Origin of the sequence: Hoeflea sp. BAL378 (assembly GCF_000759435.1) — a bacterium.
Lineage (GTDB): Bacteria > Pseudomonadota > Alphaproteobacteria > Rhizobiales > Rhizobiaceae > Hoeflea.
Window position 1 is genome coordinate 1 of the sequence record NZ_JRJG01000228.1, and the last position, 219, is coordinate 219.

Annotated in this window: 1 pseudogene; it reads right to left on the reverse strand. The window is 61.6% G+C overall.

The features are described from left to right. Positions 1-219, reverse strand: a pseudogene (locus LL06_RS25460) (UxaA family hydrolase); the annotation flags it as partial.

A 219-nucleotide genomic window follows, 5' to 3' on the forward strand; every position in this document is an offset into this window, starting at 1 on the left:
CGATCTTCTCGAGATTGCCCAGCGCCTTCTCCTCGATCGTCGTCAGACCGCCCTCGATATTGCCCTTGGTCGGCTGGCTGTCACTCAAATCGTCGGTCTGGTGGGCGAAGATGACGTCGTCCTGATAGGCCTTCCACATGGCGTACCAGCGGTCGCCCACCTCTTCGTTGATGGCCCGCGCCTTGCAGATGTGCTCGGCGCCGGTGATCTCCGAGGTCT